Origin of the sequence: Curtobacterium sp. 320 (assembly GCF_031455235.1) — a bacterium.
Taxonomy (GTDB): Bacteria; Actinomycetota; Actinomycetes; order Actinomycetales; family Microbacteriaceae; genus Curtobacterium.
In genome coordinates, this window is sequence record NZ_JAVDSI010000001.1 from 600,728 (window position 1) to 618,292 (window position 17,565).

Annotated in this window: 15 protein-coding genes; 11 read left to right on the forward strand and 4 right to left on the reverse strand. The window is 72.9% G+C overall.

What is annotated here, in order from left to right; all coding sequences use genetic code 11:
* Nucleotides 1-14 precede the first annotated feature (14 nt).
* The 4 genes from J2X60_RS02915 (at nt 15) to J2X60_RS02930 (ending at nt 4,573) form a co-directional block, all read left to right on the forward strand.
* Entirely contained in the window at nt 15-1,274 is a 1,260-nt protein-coding gene (locus tag J2X60_RS02915) for a class I SAM-dependent RNA methyltransferase (RefSeq protein ID WP_070418453.1), read from the forward strand.
* A gap of 172 nt (nt 1,275-1,446) precedes the next feature.
* The gene (locus tag J2X60_RS02920) at nt 1,447-2,211 is read left to right on the forward strand and encodes a response regulator (RefSeq protein WP_374115184.1); all 765 of its coding nucleotides are present in this window, start codon (nt 1,447-1,449) and stop codon (nt 2,209-2,211) included.
* A 5-nt stretch (nt 2,212-2,216) separates the two neighbouring features.
* The gene (locus tag J2X60_RS02925) at nt 2,217-3,527 is read left to right on the forward strand and encodes an ATP-binding protein (RefSeq protein WP_309886434.1); all 1,311 of its coding nucleotides are present in this window, start codon (nt 2,217-2,219) and stop codon (nt 3,525-3,527) included.
* On the forward strand, nt 3,524-4,573 hold the full coding sequence (locus J2X60_RS02930) for a hypothetical protein (protein WP_309886435.1): 1,050 nt from the start codon (nt 3,524-3,526) through the stop codon (nt 4,571-4,573). Before J2X60_RS02925 ends, J2X60_RS02930 begins: the two co-directional genes overlap by 4 nt.
* 410 nt (nt 4,574-4,983) lie before the next feature.
* On the opposite strand, the gene J2X60_RS02935 is transcribed toward J2X60_RS02930, so the two are convergent.
* Nucleotides 4,984-5,250 carry an acyl-CoA carboxylase subunit epsilon gene (locus J2X60_RS02935; protein ID WP_309779949.1) on the reverse strand — a complete coding sequence of 89 codons (267 nt, stop codon included), beginning with the start codon at nt 5,248-5,250 and terminating at the stop codon, nt 4,984-4,986.
* Nucleotides 5,251-5,263: 13 nt separating this feature from the next.
* A complete protein-coding gene (locus J2X60_RS02940; protein ID WP_070418456.1) occupies nt 5,264-6,859 on the reverse strand; it encodes an acyl-CoA carboxylase subunit beta in 1,596 nt (531 codons plus the stop codon).
* A 73-nt stretch (nt 6,860-6,932) separates the two neighbouring features.
* Between J2X60_RS02940 and J2X60_RS02945 the strand changes: the two genes are divergently transcribed.
* The 4 genes from J2X60_RS02945 to J2X60_RS02960 all read left to right on the forward strand — a co-directional run bounded on the left by J2X60_RS02945 (nt 6,933) and on the right by J2X60_RS02960 (nt 11,554).
* Nucleotides 6,933-7,733 carry a biotin--[acetyl-CoA-carboxylase] ligase gene (locus J2X60_RS02945; RefSeq protein ID WP_309886436.1) on the forward strand — a complete coding sequence of 267 codons (801 nt, stop codon included), beginning with the start codon at nt 6,933-6,935 and terminating at the stop codon, nt 7,731-7,733.
* 4 nt (nt 7,734-7,737) lie between these two features.
* On the forward strand, nt 7,738-8,286 hold the full coding sequence (locus J2X60_RS02950) for a PH domain-containing protein (RefSeq protein ID WP_309886437.1): 549 nt from the start codon (nt 7,738-7,740) through the stop codon (nt 8,284-8,286).
* Nucleotides 8,287-8,348: 62 nt separating this feature from the next.
* Entirely contained in the window at nt 8,349-9,656 is a 1,308-nt protein-coding gene (locus tag J2X60_RS02955; protein ID WP_309886438.1) for a UDP-glucose/GDP-mannose dehydrogenase family protein, read from the forward strand.
* 20 nt (nt 9,657-9,676) lie between these two features.
* Complete coding sequence (locus J2X60_RS02960) at nt 9,677-11,554, forward strand: hypothetical protein (RefSeq protein WP_070418459.1); 1,878 nt, start codon at nt 9,677-9,679, stop codon at nt 11,552-11,554.
* Here J2X60_RS02960 and J2X60_RS02965 read toward each other — a convergent pair.
* Nucleotides 11,535-13,082 (reverse strand): DUF2142 domain-containing protein, encoded by a 1,548-nt coding sequence (locus tag J2X60_RS02965; protein ID WP_309886439.1) that lies wholly within the window; start codon nt 13,080-13,082, stop codon nt 11,535-11,537. The two genes, J2X60_RS02960 and J2X60_RS02965, sit on opposite strands and share 20 nt — an antisense overlap.
* Before the next feature lie 52 nt (nt 13,083-13,134).
* The gene (locus J2X60_RS02970; protein WP_254789528.1) at nt 13,135-13,617 is read right to left on the reverse strand and encodes a GtrA family protein; all 483 of its coding nucleotides are present in this window, start codon (nt 13,615-13,617) and stop codon (nt 13,135-13,137) included.
* A 153-nt stretch (nt 13,618-13,770) separates the two neighbouring features.
* Here J2X60_RS02970 and J2X60_RS02975 point away from each other — a divergent pair, with 153 nt between their 5' ends.
* The 3 genes from J2X60_RS02975 (at nt 13,771) to J2X60_RS02985 (ending at nt 17,560) form a co-directional block, all read left to right on the forward strand.
* Complete coding sequence (locus tag J2X60_RS02975; RefSeq protein ID WP_070418462.1) at nt 13,771-14,907, forward strand: 5-(carboxyamino)imidazole ribonucleotide synthase; 1,137 nt, start codon at nt 13,771-13,773, stop codon at nt 14,905-14,907.
* Between the two features lie 147 nt (nt 14,908-15,054).
* Nucleotides 15,055-16,419: a glycoside hydrolase family 6 protein gene (locus J2X60_RS02980; protein ID WP_309886440.1), complete on the forward strand. Its 1,365-nt coding sequence runs from the start codon at nt 15,055-15,057 to the stop codon at nt 16,417-16,419.
* Between the two features lie 28 nt (nt 16,420-16,447).
* Nucleotides 16,448-17,560, forward strand: coding sequence for a hypothetical protein (locus J2X60_RS02985; protein WP_309886441.1), 1,113 nt, complete (start codon nt 16,448-16,450; stop codon nt 17,558-17,560).
* Nucleotides 17,561-17,565: the final 5 nt, after the last annotated feature.

The window sequence follows — 17,565 nt, forward strand, 5'->3', positions numbered from 1 at the left end:
GGGAACATCGAACCATGGGTGAATCTGTCGGAACGCTGCTCGACCTCGACGTCACCGGGATCGCCCACGGCGGCATCTCGGTGGCACGGCACGAGGGGCGGGTGGTGTTCGTGTCGGACGCGATCCCCGGCGAACGGGTGACCGCCCGCGTGACCGAGGACCGGAAGAAGTCGTTCTGGCGTGCCGACACCGTGTCGGTCGAGACGCCGAGCGAACACCGCGTCGACCACGTCTGGCCCGAGGCCGCCCTCGACCGCGACCCGGCCGTCCGCGCCGGCGGTGCCGAGTTCGGGCACATCGCCCTCGGCCACCAGCGCACGCTGAAGCACGACGTCCTCGTCGACTCCTTCGCGCGCTTCGCCCGCACGGACCTCGCTGCCGTGCTCGGCCACGACGTCGTGGTCGAGGCAGCCCCCGGCGACGACGAGTCGAACGGCACCGGCTGGCGCACCCGCGTCCGCCTGCACGTCGACGAGGACGGCACCGCCGGCCCCTTCGCGGCCCGGTCGCACACCGTCGTGCCCGTCGCGTCCCTCCCGCTCGCGAGCCGGGTCGTGCAGGAGAGCGCACCGCTCGGCCGCGGCGCGATGCCCGGCGCGTCCGTCGTCGACGTCCTCGCGCCGAGCGGCTCCGAGGGTGCGCGACTCGTGATCGACGAGCAGAAGCCGACCGTCGTGACCGAGGTCGTGGGGGAGCGTTCGTTCTCGGTCGACGACAACGGCTTCTGGCAGGTCCACCGTGCGGCTCCGGCCGTGCTGACCGCCGCCGTGCAGGACCTCGTCGACCGCGACCGGCTCGACCCCGAGGGGCAGCACCTCGATCTCTACGGCGGTGTCGGCCTGCTCGGCGCCGCGCTCGGCGACCTCGTCGGGCCGCGCGCCAAGCTCACCAGCGTCGAGAGCTCGGAGCGCGCCACCGAGCACGCGCAGGAGAACCTCTCCGAGTGGATCGGCGCCCGCGCCGAGACCGGCCGCGTCGACCGCTGGCTGCAGCGCACCGTCTCGACCCTGTCCGCCGGCGAGCGGCAGCGGCACCGCGCCGGGACGATCGTGCTCGACCCGCCGCGCTCGGGTGCCGGGCGCGAGGTCGTCGTGCAGATCGCGGCCCTCCAGCCGGCGCAGGTCGTCTACGTCGCCTGCGACCCGGTCGCGTTGGCGCGCGACGTCGCGACGTTCGCGGACCTCGGGTACCGCCTGGAGGCACTGCGCGCCTTCGACCTCTTCCCGCACACCCACCACCTCGAGGCCGTGGCGCGCCTGGTGCCCGTCGCCTGACGTCGATCGCGGGTCGCCTCCAGGGCGGCGGGCGCGTGCTCGACGGCGGTCGCGCGGGTGCCACGCCGACCTGGCCGATTTGCGCGACGCATGTCCGAGCGCACGACGACCGGCCGTGTCTCGACCGCGTCGCGCCGCTGCCTGAGTCCGACCTGGGTATCCTTGGTCGTTGATGGCGAACCGGTTTCAGGGGCCGGGGAGCGCATCGACCAGAGAGGCCACCGTGGCAACAGACACGACCACAACCGGAACGACCGGACTGGCGACCAAGCCCGTCCGTGTCGCGATCGTCGACGACCACGAGTCCGTGCGGCTCGGGATCCAGGCAGCCTGCCAGAACGAGGGGTTCGAGGTGGTGCTGACCGCCGCGAGCGTGCCCGAGTACATCGAGAACCTCGGTGGGCGTGAGGTCGACGTCGTCGTCCTCGACCTGTCCCTCGGCGACGGCTCGACCGTGACCGCGAACGTGAAGGGTGTGCAGGGCACCGGTTCCGCCGTGCTCGTGCACTCGATCGCCGACCGCGTCGCGAACGTCCGCGAGGCACTGGCCGCAGGGGCGGCCGGCGTCATCCCGAAGTCCTCGGCGACGAAGACCGTGATGGCCGCCGTCGCCACCGTCGCTCGCGGGGACGTGCTCAACAACCTCGAGTGGGCCAGCGCGATCGACGCCGACCGGGACTTCGCGAAGGCGCAGCTCGGCCGCCGCGAGCGCGAGATCCTGCACCTCTACGCCTCGGGCCTGCCGCTCAAGCTCGCCGCGCAGCAGCTCGGCATCGGCTACTCCACCGCCCGCGAGTACCTCGACCGCATCCGTGTGAAGTACGTCGAGGTCGGTCGACCGGCACCGACGAAGGTCGACCTCCTCCGCCGTGCGGTCGAGGACGGCATCCTGCCGGGGCTCGACTCGGGCATCGACCCCGACGGCGACGGCCGCTGAGCAGCATGACGGCGGCTGACGCTGCGCCCGGGCCCGGGCCCGGGCCCGGGGCCGGGGCCGGGGCCGGAGCTGCGGCCGCCCGGACCGCGGCCGGGCGGATCGAACCCGCGCCGTTCGGGGCCGATCCCGCGCGGAGCGTCCGCGCGTCCATCACCCAGGCGTCGGTCGAGCGCGCGTTCGCGATCCTCCTCGCCGTGGCCGCACTCGGCTTCGGCGCGACGACCGTGCCCGCGGTGCTGTCGCAGCTGCCGTACCTCGACCCGGTGTGGGGTCCCGTCGTCGCGTTGGCGCTCGCCGCGTCGTTCCTCTTCGTCGGGGCGTCCGTCTTCGCGAGGCGCCTGGCGCAGATCGCGCAGATCGTGTGCGCCCTGGTGTTCCTCGTCGCCCTCGTCACCTGGCCGTTGACCGTGCAGGAGCCGATCCCGTCCGACCAGGCACCGTGGCCCTGGTGGCTCTGCACCGTGGGGTCGACCGCGGCCGCGATGGGCTTCGCCCCGTGGCGGGCGTCCGTCTACACCGCGCTCGTGCCAGCCGTGTACGTGGCCATCCGGTTCACCCCGCTGGGCGGCGACGCGGGTGTCGGGGCGTTGCTCAACGGCTTCTACACGGCGATCCTCAGCGGGGCCGCCCTCATCATCGTGATCGTGCTCCGCCGTGCGGCAGCCGCCGTCGACGCCGCGCAGGCCACGGCCGTCCGGCGGTACTCGCACGCGATCCGCGAGCACGCCACCGAGGTCGAGCGGGTCCAGGTCGATGCGATCGTCCACGACAGCGTGCTCACGACGCTCCTCTCCGCCGCCCGGGCCGACACCAGCGACGCCGAGATGCTCGCCGCGCGGATGGCCCGGAACGCCATCGACCACCTCGAGGCCGCGGCGGCGGACGGCCCAGTGGACGCACCCCCGGTTTCCCTCGTCGACCTGCGGACCCGCATCTCCGACGCCGTCGGTGCGCTCGCGGCGCCGGTCCGGGTCGACCGTGGGCACGTCGGGTCGATCCGAGTGCCCGCGATCGTCGCGGACGCCGTCGCCTCGGCGGCCGTCCAGGCCGCGGTGAACAGCGTGCAGCACGCCGGTCCGGCCGAGGTCGACCGGTGGATCGTCGTCGAGCAACGCGGCGCCGGCGTCCACGTCGAGGTCGGGGACGACGGTGCCGGCTTCGACATCGCGGGGATCCCCGCCGAGCGACTCGGCGTCCGTCGTTCGATCGTGGAGCGGGTGGTCGCTGCCGGGGGCACCGCCGAGATCGTCACCGCGCCGGGAGCGGGCACCCGTGTGCTGCTCGACTGGGCGCCGGCGGCGGGGGAGCACCGGTGAAGGCCTCACTCCCGGCCGGGGTCGCGATCGGGCTCGCGACGCTCTTCTCCGTGTACCACCTCGTCCTCGCGGCGACGACGCTCCCCGGAGCCGCCCAGATCGGGCCGGTCGTCGCGTGCATGGTCCTCTACGCTGCGGCGACCGGTGTGGCGGTGTTCGTGCCCGGCCGGCCGCTCCCGGTCTGGGCGACGTGCTTCGCGCTCGCGACTGCCGTGGTGCTGCCCGTCGTCGCCTCGCCCACGGTCGACCTGACCGCCGGCCCGGGGAACGGCACGTGGTGGATCGCCGCGGTCGGCACGCTGATGGTCGTCCTCGTCGTGCGCGTGCGCGTCGCGTTCGCCTGGGTCGGTGTCGGGTTCCTCACCGTGCACGCCGTCGCGTGGGCCGGACTCGGGGCGCTCGGCTCGCTCGGCGTGCTGGGCAGTGTGGTGTGGGTCGTGATCGCCACCGGCCTCACGGCCGCGATGAGTCGGGCCACCCGTGTCACGCGTGACTTCGTCCGGGCCGAGCAGGAGACCGCCGACTGGCAGGCGGCGCAGGACGCCCACGTCTTCGAGCGGCAGTTCCGGCTCAGCCAGACGACGCGCATGGCGCTGCCGATGCTCCAGCGGATCATCGAGACCGGCGGTGACCTGGACGACGCCGAGCGTGCCGAGTGCCTGCACCTCGAACAGGCCATCCGCGACGAGATCCGGGGCCGGTCGCTGCTGTCGGAGGACGTCCGCGACGAGGTCATGCGCCTCCGTCGTCGTGGCGCCACGGTGCAGCTGCACGACGACGGCGGTCTCGACGACCTCGAGATCGACGACCTGCGCCGGGTGCACGCCCGCATCGCCGAGGCCCTGCGCCAGGCGCGCGAGGCCGACAACGTGATCATCCGGACCGTCCCCGAGGGATCCGAGTCCGCCGTGACCGTCGTGGGGCTGCGGCTCGACCTCGCGGCGAGCGAGTCGGCGGCGCTCGGGGCGGGGATGGACGACGAGGACGGCGACGAGGACGAGTCGGTCGTCGTGTGGCTCGAGATCCCGCGGCACGAGACCGTCTGAGGCGGACCGACACCGAACGTCGTCGGCGCCCGCGCGGACGACAGCGCCCGGAAACGGGGAACGGGCCGGTCGGATACCGACCGGCCCGTTCACGACCCGAGTCTGAGCGACAACCCGAATATCGCCCTGACTCGTAGCTGGTAGGTGGCTTCGTACCCTAGTCGGCCACCGACCTGCGATGTTCTTCGTTGAAGGACACCGAACACGAACTACTATGCCCGCAGCCGAACGCTCTGTCAGTCGTCATTATGGGGGACAAAATCGGCCATTTCCGCCGCCCTCGGCCCCTGCTGTCCCCCGTCTGCGGGGAGACCGACCGGGAATCCCGCGGTCGGGGCGCCGAAACCGCCCGGTACCCAGGGGTACATGGTCGCCCGCACCGTGCGGCACGCGCAAGCCCCCGGAGCGGCTCAGCGGAGCGATCGGCTCCAGGCGCCGGCACCGTGCTCGAGCGGTCGACGGAGGCCCCGGGCGGACACGTCCCACCCCGAGCGCGGCGACACGGTGACCTCGGGACGGCCGAGCGACGCCGCCTCGTCCGCCTGACGCTGCAGGACGGCGATGACGGCGGCGAGCTCCTCCGGCGTGGGCTCCCCGGAGACGACACGGACGTCGGCGGCCGCCGCGACCGCCTGCTCGACGGGGACCGCGGGGACCACGGCTGCGTGGCGGCCCATCAGCGTGCGCCCGTCACAGCGGGATGTTCCCGTGCTTCTTGGGCGGCAGCGTCGCGCGCTTGCCACGGAGGGCCCGCAGCGCCTTGACGACCGAGACGCGCGTCGCGTGCGGCTGGATGATCCCGTCGAGCTCGCCGCGCTCGGCGGCGAGGTACGGGGACGCGACGTTGTACGTGTACTCGTTCGCGAGCTTCGCACGGACGGCCGCGACGTCCTCGCCGGACTCCTCGGCGCGCTTGATCTCGGCGCGGTAGAGGATGTTGACGGCGCCCTGGCCACCCATCACGGCGATCTCGGCGGTCGGCCACGCGAGGTTGATGTCGGCACCGAGCTGCTTCGAGCCCATGACGATGTACGCGCCGCCGTACGCCTTGCGGGTGATGACGGTGACGAGCGGCACGGTGGCCTCGGCGTAGGCGTACAGGAGCTTGGCGCCGCGGCGGATGACACCGGTCCACTCCTGGTCGGTGCCGGGCAGGTAGCCGGGGACGTCGACGAGGGTCAGGATCGGGATGCCGAACGCGTCGCAGAAGCGGACGAAGCGCGCGGCCTTCTCGCCGGCGTCGATGTTCAGCGTGCCGGCCATCGCCTGCGGCTGGTTCGCGATGATGCCGACCGTGCGGCCCTCGACCCGACCGAAGCCGATGAGGATGTTCGGGGCGAAGAGCGGCTGGACCTCGAGGAACTCGCCGTCGTCGACGATGTGCTCGATGATCGTCGTCACGTCGTACGGCTGGTTCGTGGAGTCCGGGATGACCACGTCGAGCTCGCGGTCGGCGTCGGTCGTCTCGAGCTCGGGCGCGACGTCGTAGGCCGGCGCGTCGGACAGGTTGTTGTCCGGCAGGAAGCCGATGAGCGAGCGGGCGTAGTCGAGCGCGTCGGACTCGTCCTCGGCGAGGTAGTGGGCGACGCCGGAGATCGCGTTGTGCGTCTGCGCGCCGCCGAGCTCCTCGAAGCCGACGTCCTCGCCGGTGACGGTCTTGATGACGTCGGGGCCGGTGACGAACATGTGGCTGGTCTTGTCGACCATGATCACGAAGTCCGTGAGGGCGGGGGAGTACACCGCACCGCCCGCTGCCGGGCCCATCACGATCGAGATCTGCGGGATGACGCCGGAGGCCTGGGTGTTGAGGCGGAAGATCTCGCCGTACTTGCCGAGGGCGACGACGCCTTCCTGGATGCGGGCGCCACCGGAGTCGAGGATGCCGATGATCGGCACGCCGGTCTTCAGCGCGTGCTCCATCACCTTGATGATCTTCTCGCCGGCGACCTCGCCGAGGGAGCCGCCGAAGACGGTGAAGTCCTGCGCGTACACGGCGACGTTGCGGCCGTGGATGGTGCCGAAGCCGGTGACGACCGCGTCGCCGTAGGGCCGCTTCGACTCCATGCCGAAGGCGTGGGTGCGGTGGCGGACGAACTCGTCGAGCTCCACGAAGGAGTTCTCGTCGAGCAGCTGCTCGATGCGTTCGCGCGCCGTGGTCTTGCCCTTGGCGTGCTGCTTCGCGATGGCGGCCTCGCCCGCGGCGGTCACTGCTTCGTGGTACCGCTCGCGGAGGTCGGCGAGCCGGCCGGCCGTCGTCGAGAGATCGGGGGTGTCTCCTGGGGTCACCCGCTCACCCTACCGGCGGCGACGGCGGGGTCGGTTGGAGGACCCCCACGGTTCCTGCCCGTAGATTTGCTGCATGTCCACACCTGCGTCGTCGACGTTCCCGCTGAGCCGAACCGTCGTCGAGGCCGCGGGCGCGGAGCTCACCGAGCCGGTGACGACCGGGTCGACGAACGCCGACCTGCTCGCCCTCGCGACGACGCAGCCGCACGGCAGCGTCGTGGCGACGCTCGACCAGACCGCGGGTCGCGGCCGCCTCGACCGGACCTGGTCGGCGCCCGCCGGCCAGACGCTCGCGGCGAGCGTGCTCGTCCGCGCGGACCTCGACGACCGCGACCGCGGGTGGCTGCCGCTCGTCGCCGGCGCCGCGATGCGCGACGCGATCGTCGCCGTGCTGCACGGTCCGGAGCGTGTCGCGGTGAAGTGGCCCAACGACGTCCAGATCGACGGCCGCAAGGTCTGCGGCATCCTCTGCCAGGTCGCCGCCGACGGCAGCGTCGTCGTCGGCGCCGGCGTGAACCTGACCATCCCCGCCGACCGGCTGCCGACGCCGACGGCGACCTCGCTCGCGGTCGCGGGCGTGACGGGCTCGGCACCGGACCTCGCCGACCGTGTGCTGTCCGCGTTCCTCCGCGCGGTCCAGGAGGCCGTGGTCGCCCTGGTCGCCGGCGGTGCGGCCGCGGACGGGGTCCGGTCCCACGTCCGGTCGGCCTGCGGCACGATCGGGCAGCGGGTCCGCCTCGAGCTGCCGGACGGCACCACCTCGGAGGGGGATGCGACCGGCATCGACGACGACGGCCGGATCACGATCCGGGATCGAGCGGGTGTCTCCAGGGGCGTCGCCGTGGGGGACGTCACCCACCTGCGGTATGCATGACGGCATGACCGACGAGCCGCCGCCCGAACGCGTGGTCGCGCGGCTGCGCCCGCACGCTCGCCGGCTCGTGCGCCCCGCGGTGTTCGTGGTGCTCGTCATGCTCGCCGGCGGGTTCGGCTTCGGGGTGTTCCGGGCGCAGCTCTCCTGGCTGAACGCGGTCGTCGCCGGTCTCGTGGTGGTCCTCGTGTTCCTCGGCGGCGCGATGCCGCTGTTCCGCTGGATGTCGGAGCGCTACGTGGTGACCACCAGGCGCCTCGTCGTCGTGCACGGACTCGGCACGCGTACCCGGCGGGAGCTCCTGCACTCGCGGGGCTACGACGTGACGGTGCGTCGCCGCGGCCTGCAGGGGGTGTTCCGGTCCGGCGACGTCCTCGTGTTCCCCGGCGACGAGCCGGCCCTGGTGCTCGGCGACGTGCCGCACGCGGACCTCGTCGTGGCGGTCCTGCACGACCTCGTCGAGGCGCACGAGGCCCGGCGACGGCACCGCGAACCCGACTGGGACGAGATCGTCGGCGGGGCGGATCGACCGCGATGGGGCGACGTCAGACCCTGACGATGTCTCGACAGCGGGCGGTGCGGACGAGAACTGCGCCGAGGTTCCGGTACCGTCTTCCCGTGCGTATCTCTGTCATCGGCTGCGGTTACCTCGGTGCCGTGCACGCCGCCTCCATGGCCAAGCTCGGGCACGAAGTCGTCGCAGTCGACGTCGACCCGGTCAAGATCGAGCGGCTCGCCGCGGGTGAGGCTCCCTTCTTCGAGCCCGGTCTCCCCGAGATCCTGAGCGAGGCGCTGGCCTCCGGCCGCATCCGCTTCACCACCGACATGGCCGAGGTCGCCGGTGCGCGCGTGCACTTCCTCGCCGTCGGCACGCCGCAGGGGCCGACCGGCGCCGCGGACCTCTCCTACGTCGACGCCGCCGTCGCCGCGCTCACGCCGCACCTCGCCGCCGGCGAGTTCGTCGTCGGCAAGTCGACGGTCCCCGTCGGCACGGCCGCGCGCCTCGCAGCCGAGGTGTCCGAGGCGGTCCCCGGTGCGACGCTCGTCTGGAACCCCGAGTTCCTCCGCGAGGGCTTCGCGGTGCAGGACACGATCAGCCCGGACCGCTTCGTCTACGGCGTGCCCGACGGCGACGCCGGACAGGCCGCGGTCGAGGCCCTCGACGAGGTCTACGCCGAGGCCCTGGCGAGCGGCACGCCCCGGCTCGTGGTCAACCTGCCCACGGCCGAGCTCGTGAAGATCAGCGCGAACGCGTTCCTCGCGACGAAGATCTCGTTCATCAACTCGATGGCCGAGATCGCCGAGGTCGCCGGTGCCGACGTCACGGCGCTCGCCGACGCGATCGGCCACGACGCCCGCATCGGCCGCAAGTTCCTCAACGCCGGCCTCGGCTTCGGCGGCGGCTGCCTGCCGAAGGACATCCGGGCGTTCCAGGCGCGGGCGGACGAGCTCGGCGTCGGGGAGTCCCTGGCCTTCCTGGCCGACGTCGACGCCACGAACCTCCGTCGCCGCGCGCACGTCGTCGAGCTCGCGCAGGAGCTCCTCGGCGGGGCCGTCGCGGGCAAGCGCGTCGCCGTGCTCGGTCTGGCCTTCAAGCCGAACTCCGACGACGTCCGTGACTCGCCGGCACTCGACATCGCCGCCCGGCTGCTGGGCCTCGGTGCCTCGGTCGCCGCGTACGACCCGGAAGCCGTCGTCACGGCGCGCCGCGTGCACCCCGAGCTCGACTACACCGAGAGCGCGACCGATGCCCTGCGTGACGCCGACCTCGTGCTCGTCCTCACCGAGTGGACCGAGTTCCGCGAGCTCGACCCGGCTGTGGCCGCCTCGCTCGTGGCGACGCCCGTCGTGATCGACGGGCGCAACTGCCTCGACCGCGACGCCTGGACGGCTGCCGGCTTCACCTACCGCGGCATGGGCCGCTGAACACCGCGCGGGGGAGCAGCATGACGATCGACGACGCCGTGACGACCGAGGACCCGGTCGTCGACGCTCCCGTGGAGCACCGACGCCGCTTCGGGGCCTTCCACGAGGGACGGCGCCCGTCGCGGGTGTCCCTGCTCGCGAACGGTGCACTGCTCCTCGTCGCCTCGCTGCTCGTCGCCGTGATCGCGTTCCGCACGCGGCTCGAGATGACGAACATCGACGGCATCTCGTACATGTCGATCGCGAAGCAGTACGCCGAGTGGCACTGGGCGGATGCCGTGAACGGCTACTGGTCGCCGATGGTGTCCTGGCTGATGGCGCCGTTCATCGCCGTCGGCGTCGGGCAGACCACGGCCTTCGCGATCGTGAACACGCTGTCCTGCGTCGCCGTGATGGCGATGGGGGCGTGGCTGCTGCTCCGGACGACCGGCAACGGCTGGACCGCCGCGTGGTCGATCGCCGCGACGGCTCCGCTCCTGATGGCGAACGTCAGCCTGCAGACCCCGGACACCCTCGTGCTCGTGTGGTGCCTCGGGTTCCTCTGGGCCCTGCTCGCTGCCGACCGCGCCTGGCACGGCTCGGTGCGACGGATCGTGCTCACCGCGGTGCTGCTCGGGGCCGTGTGCGCGTTCGGGTACTTCACGAAGGCGTTCCTCGTCCCGGTGTTCCTCGTGGTGGTGCCGGTGTGGGCGGTCGTCCGCTGGTTCCAGGACCGCCCCGAGGCCCGCGAGCGCCGGTCCGTCCTGCTGCCCGTCGTCGCCCTCGTCGCCGTGGTCCTCGTCTCCGCGCCGTGGGTCATCGCCCTGTCGGTGAAGTTCGGCGGCATCGAGGTCGGCTCGTCGCTGACCGTGAACGTCTCCGGCAAGTTCAGCGACACGTCGAGCACCGACGGCGACGAGTACCGCATCGCGACGCCGCCGAACGCCCGTGCCGTGTCGCCGAACGAGGACCGCACGCCGTCGATCTACGACGCCGGGATCCTCGAGGCCGAGCGCACGCTGCCAGCGGTGCCGCAGCCGGGCGCCGAGGCCGCTCCGACCGAGAGCCACACCACGACCCTCGTCGGCAAGGTGCGGTACTACGTCGAGCAGCGGCTCGAGGCGTTGCCCTACTACTTCAACCGCATCGGGTCGTTCGCGCCGTTCGCGCTCGCGATCGGCGTCGTCTTCGTCGGCGCGGTCGTGGCGGGCGTCGTGCACTACCGCCGGTTCGTCTTCGCGAGCATCGTCGGCATCTTCTCCGGGGTGTACCTGCTCGGGTACGCGGGGATCGCGACGGTGGACACGCAGGGCGGCAACGCGCGCTACTACCTCCCGCTCTTCATCGGGTCGGTCCTGATCGCCGGTGCGCTCCTGCCCGCGTTCTGGCGGGCGGCTCGTCGGGGACGTCGTGTGCGGCAGGTCGTCGCCGTGGCCGCGTGTGCCGTCCTGGTCGTCGCCGCGTACAGCCAGAACGTCAACGGCGTGAAGGCGCCCTTCTCGACGATGGGCACGCGCCCGTCGGGCATCCCCGTCGGGCAGGTGTTCGGCGGGGTCATCACCCCGGACGAACCGCTCTCGGACCTGCTGCTGGCCAACCACACGCTGCCCGCCGGCAGCACGATCCTCGGGACGAACACCCGGGACGCCACGCTCGTCGCGTTCCGCACCGGCACGCAGATGTACGGCGAACCGGGCCAGGAGTACGACTACCAGGACCCGTCGTTCGTCGCACTGCTCAAGAAGTCGGGCGTGCAGTACTTCCTGAACTACACGAACGCCCTCATCCCGAAGGACCGCGACTACTCGGCGATCGGCACGCTCGAGGACAGCTTCACCGTCCAGCAGACGTGCCAGGACATCCGGTCCGCGCCGGTCCAGGCCTGCCGGGTCGACGTCGTCAAGGTGTCGGGGAACTGACCTCGGTCGGCGTGCTGCGGGTCGGGGTGACCCACACCCGCAGCACGCCGCCGGTCAGCCCGACCGCGACGAGCACCGCGACGACCGCGACCACGGCGAACGGCACCGGGCCCCACGACTCGTAGCGGGCGATGCTCGCGGCCGAGAGCGGTCCGGTCGCGGCGTTCCAGAACCACCCGGCGGCGACCGCGAGGCCCCAGAGCCCGATGGCCGGGAGCGCCACGGCCAACATCCGGGGCAGCACGGCCGTCCCGCGTCCGGGCAGGGGCAGCCGCCGCCACGCCACGGCGCTCAGCACGACGAGGCAGAGCAGCGCCGGGAACAGGTAGCGGCCCTGCGTGCCCGCGACCTCGGTCGTGTCGAGGTACGCCTTCGCGCTGCTCGCGGTCTGCAGGAGCAGCAGGAGCGCGGGGAACACCGCGAGTGTCCAGGCGGTGCGCCGGGTCCGGCCACGGCGGAACGCCCAGCCGACGAGCACGACGAGCGCGACGAGCGTCAGGACCGCCGTGAGGAGGTCGCCGATGCTCACCTGCGCGCGCTGCCCCGGGGAGCCCCAGAAGGTCCGGGCGAGGGTGCCCCAGCTGACGTCGAGGAAGTGCCACACCGAGGGCCCCTGGCCGTCGGGGAACGGGCGGTCCGGTCGGATCGCGGCGTAGCCGTCCGGCTGCAGGGTGCGGAACAGCCAGAGGTTGCGCAGCCACCACCACGCGCCGATCACCGCGGCGACGCCGAGGGCGACTGCGGCGCGGAGGACGCGACGGCGGAACGGGACGACACCCGCACCGGCGACGAGGGCCACGACGGCGACGAACGGCACCGCCGGCAGCCCCGTGCCCTTCGTCCAGACGAGCAGCCCGAGCGCGACCCCGAGCCCGACGAGCGTCCGGCGTCGCAGGTCTCCGGTGAGGAGCCGCGTCGCGAGCCACACCACGACGCCGCCGAGCAGGAACGTCAGGGCGTCGTTCGTCACGGAGGCCCCGATCGACGCCAGCTGCGGCGTCGCGAACAGCGCGAGTGCGCCCATCAGGCCCGCCCGCGGCGACCGGGTGACCCGCCGGACCGAAGCCCACGCGAGGAGCGCGAGCGGCGTCACGAGCAGCGCGTCCACGAGCCGGAGCGCGACGAGGGCGTGGTCCCAGCGGAGCGAGCCGTAGTGCAGCACGCGGAGCACGACGGCGTCCACCACGTAGGCCGTCGGCGGGTGCTGCGTCATCTGGTCGACCGTCGTGGAGTCGCCGGGATGCGCCGCGAGCAGCTCGCTCACGGTCGACCACGTCGAGGAGTCCCCGGCGACCTGTTCCCGTTGCGCGGCCTGCACGGCGTTCGACACGTGCAGCGTGCCCGGTGCCGGCCAACCGGACCCGGTGGCGACGTGCACGGCGGCGTCGAGGTGCGCGGGCTCGTCCGGTGCCTGGAACGCCGGCACGACGATCGCCCAGAGCACCAGCCAGAGCCCGAACACCGCCGTCAGGACGGCGACCCACAGCCCCTCGCTCCGCGAGACGACGGGGTGCGGTTCGGACTGCATCGAGCGGACTCCCGGGGTCGGCGACGCCACCCGTGTCGGTGGCGCGTCGAGCCTACTGGCCCACGACCTCGGAACCCGCGGTGGAACCAGTCGTCTCGGCGGCGGGTACGGCCCGGTCGTGTCCGCGCTCGGGGTGGTACACCCACACCTTGTAGAGCCAGAAGCGGAACACCGTGCCGAGCACGAGTCCGATCACGTTGCCCGAGATGTTGTCCGCCAACGCCGAGGTCAGCCCGAGCACGTAGTGCGAGATGCCCAGGCAGCCGAGCGAGATGACCATGCCGCCGAGCGACACGACGACGAACTCGATGCCCTCACGCGTGGCCACCGCCCGCCGCTGCTCGCGGAAGGTCCAGTAGCGGTTGCCCATCCAGTTGACGAAGATGGCCACGATCGTCGAGACGACCTTCGCCCAGAACGGCCCGGAGTGGACCTCGTCCGGGCTGAGCACCGTCGCCCGCAGCACGTTGAAGATGCCGGTGTCGACGACGAACCCCACCGCGCCGACGACGCCGAAGCGTGCCAGTTGGGCCACCAGTCGCCGCACGGTCTCTCCCGGGTCCGTAGAGTTGTCGCTGGTCGTGCTCACGAGGGCCGACCCGCAGGTCGCACAGGACGGCGACCCGAACAGCGATTCTAGACAGCGCGTTCTCGCCGGACGGTGTGAACGACGGAAGGAACACACAGCATGGCGTTGCGCGTCGGGGTCATCGGTGGGGGACAGCTGGCACGGATGATGGTGCCGGCCGCGGTCGAGCTCGGTCTCGACATCCGGGTGCTGGCCGAGGGCCCGGGCATGTCGGCGGCCATCGCGGCCACCGCCGAGGGGGACTACCACGACGCCGCGACCGTGCTCGCCTTCGCGCGGGACGTCGACGTCGTCACCTTCGACCACGAGCACGTGCCGCAGGACGTCCTCCGTGCCCTCGTCGACGCCGGCGTCGCCGTGCACCCCGGCCCGGAGCCGCTCGCCGTCGCGCAGGACAAGATCACCATGCGCACGCGCCTGTCCGAGCTCGGGCTGCCGGTGCCGGACTGGGCCGCCGTGCACGACCCCGACGAGCTGCAGGCGTTCCTCGACGACCACGGTGGACGTGCCGTCGTGAAGACCGCGCGTGGCGGGTACGACGGCAAGGGCGTCCGGGTGGTCACCGACCCGGCCGACGTCGCCGACTGGTTCATCGCCGTCGCCGAGGCCGGCGGCGAGCAGGCGCTCCTCGTCGAGGAACTCGTGCCGTTCACCCGCGAGCTCGCCCAGTCCGTCGCCCGACGCCCCTCCGGCGAGGTCGTCGCATGGCCGCTCGTCGAGACCGTGCAGCGCGACGGCGTCTGCGCCGAGGTCTTCGCCCCCGCCCCCGACAGCGCCGGACGCATCGCCGACATGGCCGAGGACATCGCCGTGCGGATCGCGACGGAGCTCGGCGTAACGGGTGTCCTCGCGGTGGAGCTGTTCCAGACCGACGACGAGCGCATCCTCATCAACGAGCTCGCGATGCGCCCCCACAACACCGGTCACTGGACGATCGACGGCGCCACGACGAGCCAGTTCGAGCAGCACCTGCGTGCCGTGCTCGACCTGCCGCTCGGCGCCACCGGGTCGTTCGCCCCGGCCGCGGTCATGATCAACGTGCTCGGCGGTCCGGCGGACGGCGACCTCGCGGCGCGGTACCCGGGTGCGCTCGAGGCGTTCCCCGAGGCCAAGTACCACTTCTACGGAAAGGCTCCCCGGCCGGGTCGCAAGATCGGGCACGTGACCGTCATCGGCGACGACCTCGACGACGTCACGTACCGCGCCCGGTCCGCAGCGGCCCACTTCGACGACTGAGGCCGCGGTCCGCGCGGACGGTGCGCTCGGACGGTCCGCAGAAGGGCGGACACCCGCTCGGGTGGCACCCGATCTGGCGTGTGTACCCCCGCGCGTCGGCGTGCTCCCATGGACGGGACAGGGTCCACCGTCCACAGGGAGTACGTCATGCGCCGCGCCAGTGTGTTCGCCACCACGGGAGCGGTGAGCGCCTTCGTGGCGCTCGCCGCGGGAGCGCTCACGCCGACCACCGCCGTCGCGGCGACGAGCGCCGCCACGATCCGTGCGGCCGCTGCGTCGTCCCTCTACGCCTCCGGTCCCTACCGTTCCGACACGAGCGAGGCGGCGAAGCAGGCGACCGCCCTCGCGACGACCGACCCGAGCGGCGCGGCCGCGGCGAAGACCATCGCGCAGTACCCGGTCGCGATCTGGCTCGGGGACTGGACGCAGGGGGCGACCCTGACGCGGACGATCGACGCCGCGATCGCGGGTGCCGAGCGCACCGGCACGACCGCGGTCTTCGTGACCTACGCCATCCCGCAGCGTGACTGCGGCGGGTACTCCGCCGGCGGCTTCGACGAGGCGACCTACGACGCGTGGGTCGACCAGATCGTCGCCCGGGTCGCCGGGCACCGGGCGGCCGTGATCGTCGAGCCGGACTCCCTCGCGATGCTCAGCAACAGCGCGTGCAGCGAGACCCTCGACGCCCAGCGGTACCGCATCCTCGCCCGCGAGGTCGCTGCCTTCACGGCGGCGGGCGTGCCGGCCTACCTCGACGCGGGGAACTCGAACTGGGTCCCGCCGGCGGTGATGGCGTCCCGGCTGAACAGCGCCGGGGTCCAGCGCGCGCGGGGCTTCTTCACGAACGTCGCGAACTACTACCCGACCGCGCAGGAGCAGGCCTACGCTGAGAAGGTCTCCGCGGCCACGGGCGGGTCCCACTACGTGATCGACACCTCCCGGAACGGCCAGGGCTGGCGCGGCACCTGGTGCAACGGTCCCGGCTCCGGGCTCGGCACCTCACCGCGGGTGGTGTCGGACGGTTCGGCCCTCGACGCGCTGCTGTGGGTGAAGACCCCCGGTGCGAGCGACGGCACGTGCAACGGCGGACCGGCGGCGGGGAAGTGGTGGTCGTCCTTCGCGAAGTCCCTCGTGGCGAACGCGCGGCTCGGGACGCCGGTCGCCACGGCTGCTCCGGCTCGGACCGCTCCGTCCGTCGCGCCGACCGCGCACCGGGACTCGGTCGCGTCGGCCGCGAAGCGGCGCGTCACGGTGTCGGGGTGGACGTTCGACCGCGACGACCTCACGAAGCCGGTCACCGTGCGCGTCACGGTCGGCGGGAAGGTGGTGGGGACCGCCACTGCGGACGCCTCGCGGCCGGACGTCGACCGGGTGCACCGGGCCGGGCGGAACCACGGGTTCCGGGCGACCGTGGCGGTGTCGAGCGGGAAGCGGAGCGTGTGCCTGACGGCGGTCGGGATCGGCCGGGGCGGGGACACCGCGATGGGGTGCACGACCGTCACGGTCCGCTGACGCCACCGGATCGCGGGAGGATGGGCGCATGCCGCGTGATCTCGTCCGCCGTGCCGCCCGTCGACTCCGTCGCTCCCTGACCGGGGCGCGGTCGGCCCCGGCCACGGAACCCGTGCGACTGCCGGTCCTCGGCTACGTCGTGGCCGGGGGCGGTGGGGCGCACCCCGCCTCGGCGCACGTGCGGGTCGTCCGCCGCACCGAGCACCTCGCGCGCACCGGTGCGGCCGAGGTCCGGCAGGTCGACCCCGCCGCGTTCGTCGACGGGACCGACACGACCGACTACCGGGCCGTCCTCGTGCAGCGGGACGCCCTGCCGCGGGACCTCGTGGCACCCTTCCTGGCCGCTGCCGCCGAGCGGGGGACCCGGACCGCTGCCGAGGTCGACGACGACTTCTTCACGGACTCCGGCCGCGACCGTCTGGCCCGGGCCGAGTACGACCCGGACCGGCTGGCCTCGATCGACGCCCTCGTGCGCGGCGCCGACCTCGCGGTCGTCAGCACCGAGGAGCTCGCAGCGCTCGTGCGGCCGCTCGCGCACCGGGTCGTGGTGGTCCGGAACGCCCTGGACCCGACGATCTGGACCCCGGGCGAGCCGGCCGCCGACGACGTTCGCCCCGCCGACGAGCACCGGGTGCTCTACATGGGGACGCTCACGCACGGCGCCGACCTCGAGCTGCTCCGGGACGTCTTCACCGACCTGACCGCACCCGACGGCACGCCGATCCGCCTCGAGGTGATCGGCGTGACCGAGGACGCCGACGATCCCGGCTGGTACCGCCGCGTCGAGGTGCCGGACGGCCACTACCCGGCGTTCGCCCGCTGGCTCGTCGACCACCGGCAGCGCTGGCGCGCAGGCGTCGCTCCGCTGCGGGACGAGGAGTTCAACCGGGCGAAGAGCGACCTCAAGGCGCTCGAGTACACCGCGCTCGGGCTCCCCGCGGTCGTCTCCGACCGGCCGTCCTACCGGGACGCGCGCGGGCACGGCGTCGTGGCCGTGCCGGACGACGTCGGTGCCTGGCGCGACGCGGTCCGGAGCGCCGTCGCCTCCGGGTCCGCCGACGCCGTGGCCGCCCGCTGGGTCCGCGACGAACGGACGATCGGCGACGACGGGGACGCCTGGCGGTCCGCTCTGCTCGACTAGGCTCG

Excerpts from the sequence above, each read along its gene's own strand:
- J2X60_RS02915 (WP_070418453.1), top strand. The coding sequence starts at position 15 with ATGGGTGAATCTGTCGGAACGCTGCTCGACCTCGACGTCACCGGGATC.
- J2X60_RS02920 (WP_374115184.1), top strand. The coding sequence starts at position 1,447 with ATGGCGAACCGGTTTCAGGGGCCGGGGAGCGCATCGACCAGAGAGGCC.
- J2X60_RS02925 (WP_309886434.1), top strand. The coding sequence starts at position 2,217 with ATGACGGCGGCTGACGCTGCGCCCGGGCCCGGGCCCGGGCCCGGGGCC.
- J2X60_RS02935 (WP_309779949.1), bottom strand. The coding sequence starts at position 5,250 with ATGGGCCGCCACGCAGCCGTGGTCCCCGCGGTCCCCGTCGAGCAGGCG.
- J2X60_RS02945 (WP_309886436.1), top strand. The coding sequence starts at position 6,933 with ATGTCCACACCTGCGTCGTCGACGTTCCCGCTGAGCCGAACCGTCGTC.
- J2X60_RS02950 (WP_309886437.1), top strand. The coding sequence starts at position 7,738 with ATGACCGACGAGCCGCCGCCCGAACGCGTGGTCGCGCGGCTGCGCCCG.
- J2X60_RS02960 (WP_070418459.1), top strand. The coding sequence starts at position 9,677 with ATGACGATCGACGACGCCGTGACGACCGAGGACCCGGTCGTCGACGCT.
- J2X60_RS02965 (WP_309886439.1), bottom strand. The coding sequence starts at position 13,082 with ATGCAGTCCGAACCGCACCCCGTCGTCTCGCGGAGCGAGGGGCTGTGG.
- J2X60_RS02975 (WP_070418462.1), top strand. The coding sequence starts at position 13,771 with ATGGCGTTGCGCGTCGGGGTCATCGGTGGGGGACAGCTGGCACGGATG.
- J2X60_RS02980 (WP_309886440.1), top strand. The coding sequence starts at position 15,055 with ATGCGCCGCGCCAGTGTGTTCGCCACCACGGGAGCGGTGAGCGCCTTC.
- J2X60_RS02985 (WP_309886441.1), top strand. The coding sequence starts at position 16,448 with ATGCCGCGTGATCTCGTCCGCCGTGCCGCCCGTCGACTCCGTCGCTCC.